This is a genomic window from Paracoccus sp. UBA889, from assembly GCA_002294185.1.
Taxonomy (GTDB): domain Bacteria; phylum Pseudomonadota; class Alphaproteobacteria; order Rhodobacterales; family Rhodobacteraceae; genus Paracoccus.
On the sequence record DBFD01000051.1, the window covers coordinates 1 to 3,517 of the forward strand.

Here is a 3,517-nt window from a genome sequence, read left to right on the forward strand (position 1 = left end):
CGGATCGACATAGATCACGCCGCCGGGCGTCTCGATCACCATCGAGGCGTGTTCGACCGGATAAACGACGACCTCGCCGCCCTCCACGGGAAAGCGGAAGGACGCGGACGCCTTGTCCTGAGCCAGCAGGATGCGGGGCAGCGCCGAGGCGCCAAGCGCGAGGGCAGCGGTCGTGAGACCGGAACGGCGGGTGAAATGCATGAAAGTGCCTCCTGCTGGCAGGTTGGATCAGAGGGTCAACGCGGTTCGCGAAGATCCGGTTCCGCTGTCGCCGGTCGCGTCGCTTGCCGTGGACGCGGGGCTGCCCTAGACACGGTTTCCGAAAGCCACGCGAGGATGAAGGGGCGTTTCGTGACACATCTGTGGGTGCGGGCAGAATGCCGCCCGAACGAAGATCGCGTGGGAATCACGCCCGATGGGGTCGCGGCTCTGATCGCGCAGGGGATGGCGGTGACGGTCGAGGACAGCCCGCGCCGGGTGATCCCGACCGCAGCCTATGCCAGGGCCGGGGCCGAGATCGTGCCCGAGGGGTCCTGGCCCGATGCCCCCACGGACGCGATCATCTTCGGGCTGAAGGAATTGCCCGACGACGGCTCGGCCCTGCCGCACAGCCACATCATGTTCGGTCACGCCTTCAAGGGACAGCCCGCCGGGCAGGTGCTGCTGCGGCGCTTTCGCCATGGCGGTGGCACGCTGCTGGATCTGGAATATCTGACCGACGATGAGGGGCGGAGACTGGCCGCCTTCGGCTATTGGGCCGGCTATGCCGGTGCCGCCGTGTCGCTGAAAGCCTGGGTCGCGCAGATCGGCGGCGGCATCTGCGGGCCGGTCCATGCCTATGCTGACCAGCACCGGCTGATCGAGGAATTGCGCGCGCAGATGGATGCCACGGCCCGGCCCCGGCCCCATGCCATCGTCATCGGCGCCAAGGGGCGCGTGGGCAGGGGCGCGGCCGATCTGCTGTCGGCGATGGGCGTGCCCGTGACCCGCTGGGACATGGAGGAGACCGCGCATGGCGGCGTCTTTCCCGAAATCCTGGCGCACGAGATTTTCGTCAATGCGATCCTCGCCCGGCCCGGCGCCCCGGTTTTCGTGCCGGCCAGCGCGGTGGCGCCGGGCCGTGCGCTGCGGGTGATCGGCGATGTGGCCTGCGACCCGACCAGCGATTTTTCCCCGATCAAGGTCTATGAGCGCACGACGACATGGGATGCCCCGGTGCTGCGGGTGGCCGACAATCCGCCGCTGGACGTGATGGCCATCGACAATCTGCCCTCGATGCTGCCGCGCGAATCCTCGCAGGACTACGCGGCGCAATTGCTGCCCGTCCTGGCGCAGCTGGACCGGCCCGAACAAGGCCCGTGGGGCCGCGCCCGGTCGATCTTTCGCGATCATCTGGAAAGGGTTTGACCATGACAATCCACTGGATCGGCACCGGCCTCAGCGCCATTCCCGGCCTGCGCAGGCTGCTGCGAACGGGCGCGCCGGTCACGGTCTGGAACCGGACCGAGGCCAGGGCGCGCGAGGCCGTGGGCGACCTGGCGGGCGACATCCGCTGCTACAGCTTTACCGCGCTGGAAGACGCGGTGGGGCCGGGCGACATCATCGTGTCGATGTTGCCTGCCGATCAGCACCTGGCGCTGGCGAGGATGGCCATCGGCAAGGGCGCGCATTTCGTCAGTTCCAGCTATATCGCGCCGGACATGGCGGCGCTGGATCAGGCGGCGAAGGCCGCGGGTGTGGCGCTGGTGAACGAGGTCGGCCTGGATCCCGGCATCGATCATCTCATGGCACATGATCTGGTGGCGGATTTCCGTCGTGCGGCGCGGCCGGGCGATATGGTCCGCTTTACCTCGTATTGCGGCGGGATTCCGAAATATCCCAATCCGTTCCGCTACAAGTTCAGCTGGTCGCCGCTGGGCGTGCTGCGGGCCCTGCGCGCACCGTCAAGATCCCTGCGCGGCGGTGCGGTGCGCGACGTGTCCCGTCCCTGGCACGCGATCGAGGGTTACGACGCGCCCCTGCCCGTGCCCGAACATTTCGAGATCTATCCGAACCGCGACTCGCTGCCCTTCGTGCGGCAATATGGCTTTGATCCCGACTGGAACCTGCAGGATTTCGTGCGCGGCACCATCCGGCTGAAGGGCTGGGCCGAGGCATGGGCGCCCGTTTTCGACGAGATCGAGGCCCTGGACGGCGAGGCCGCCGAACCGCGCCTGCGCCAGATGGCCGAGGAATTCTGGCGCGACAATGCCTATGCCGAGGGTGAACCCGACCGGGTCGTGCTGTTCGTGGCCCTGCGCGCCGAACGCGACGGCGCGGCGGTCTGGCACAAGGAATGGGTGATGGATGCGCAGGGCGATCGGGATCGCACTGCGATGGCCCGACTCGTCTCGACGCCGGTCGCGCTGGCGATCGCGGCAGTGCGGGACGGGCGCATCGCGCCGGGTGTCCATGCCGCGCCGGATGCGCCCGACCTGATCGCCGAGTGGCTGGCCGAGATCGGCCAGATCGCGCAGCATCTGGAAAAGGTGGATCACCTGGGCTGAGGATCGCGAGGGCGCCGCCAGACGCGCCTCTGCCGGGGCAAGGGATCGATCGGCGACCACGGCCCTGTGGGGCGCCACCATCGCGGGCGGGCCGGCCCTGAGACGGAAAGCTATTCCGCCGCTGTCTCGGCCGTGGCGTTTTCGGCCTCGATCATCTCGGCGCGTTTCTCGACCAGATCGACGATGTGGTCGATCATCTGTTCGTTCGACATCTTGTGGCTCTGGCGGCCGGCCATGTAGATCATGCCGCTGCCCGCGCCGCCACCGGTAAAGCCCAGATCGGTCATCAGTGCCTCGCCGGGACCGTTCACCACGCAGCCGATGATCGACAGGCTCATCGGCGTCTTGATATGTTCCAGCCGCTGTTCCAGCGCCTCGACCGTCTTGATGACATCGAAGCCCTGCCGCGCGCAGGACGGGCAGGAAATGATCTGCACGCCGCGCGTCCGCAGCCCCAGCGATTTCAGGATCTCGAACCCGACCTTCACCTCTTCGACCGGATCGGCCGACAGGCTGACGCGGATCGTGTCGCCGATCCCGGCCCAGAGAAGGTTGCCCAGCCCGACCGCGGATTTCACCGTGCCGCCGCGCAGCCCGCCGGCCTCGGTGATGCCCAGATGGATCGGCGCGTCGGTCGCCTCGGCCAGTTGCTGATAGGCGGCGGCGGCCAGGAACACGTCGCTGGCCTTCACGCTGATCTTGAAGTCGTGAAAATCGTTGTCCTCCAGGATCCGGATGTGATCGAGCCCGGATTCGACCATCGCATCGGGGCAGGGTTCGCCATATTTCTCCAGCAGGTGTTTTTCGAGGCTGCCGGCATTCACGCCGATGCGGATCGAGCAGCCGTGGTCGCGGGCGGCGCGGATCACCTCGCGCACCCGCGCGGCGCTGCCGATATTGCCGGGATTGATGCGCAGGCAGGCGGCGCCGGCCTCGGCGGCCTCGATCGCGCGCTTGTAGTGGAAATGGAT

At 67.6% G+C, this 3,517-nt stretch carries 3 protein-coding genes and 1 pseudogene; 2 read left to right on the plus strand and 2 right to left on the minus strand.

Annotated elements, in window-relative coordinates:
• Positions 1-201: pseudogene (locus B4L36_RS10965) on the minus strand (MBL fold metallo-hydrolase); the annotation flags it as partial.
• 150 nt (positions 202-351) lie between these two features.
• Between B4L36_RS10965 and B4L36_RS10970 the strand changes: the two are divergent.
• Both B4L36_RS10970 and B4L36_RS10975 read left to right on the plus strand, forming a co-directional pair.
• The gene (locus tag B4L36_RS10970; protein WP_292956826.1) at positions 352-1,407 is read left to right on the plus strand and encodes a saccharopine dehydrogenase; all 1,056 of its coding nucleotides are present in this window, start codon (positions 352-354) and stop codon (positions 1,405-1,407) included.
• A 2-nt stretch (positions 1,408-1,409) separates the two neighbouring features.
• On the plus strand, positions 1,410-2,546 hold the full coding sequence (locus B4L36_RS10975) for a saccharopine dehydrogenase C-terminal domain-containing protein (RefSeq protein WP_292956829.1): 1,137 nt from the start codon (positions 1,410-1,412) through the stop codon (positions 2,544-2,546).
• Positions 2,547-2,656: 110 nt separating this feature from the next.
• Here B4L36_RS10975 and ispG read toward each other — a convergent pair.
• Positions 2,657-3,517, minus strand: an 861-nt coding sequence (ispG, locus tag B4L36_RS10980) for a flavodoxin-dependent (E)-4-hydroxy-3-methylbut-2-enyl-diphosphate synthase (RefSeq protein WP_292956832.1), incomplete at its 5' end; no start/stop codon positions are given.

Coding starts and splice junctions, on each gene's coding strand:
- B4L36_RS10975 (WP_292956829.1), top strand. CDS start 1,410: ATGACAATCCACTGGATCGGCACCGGCCTCAGCGCCATTCCCGGCCTG.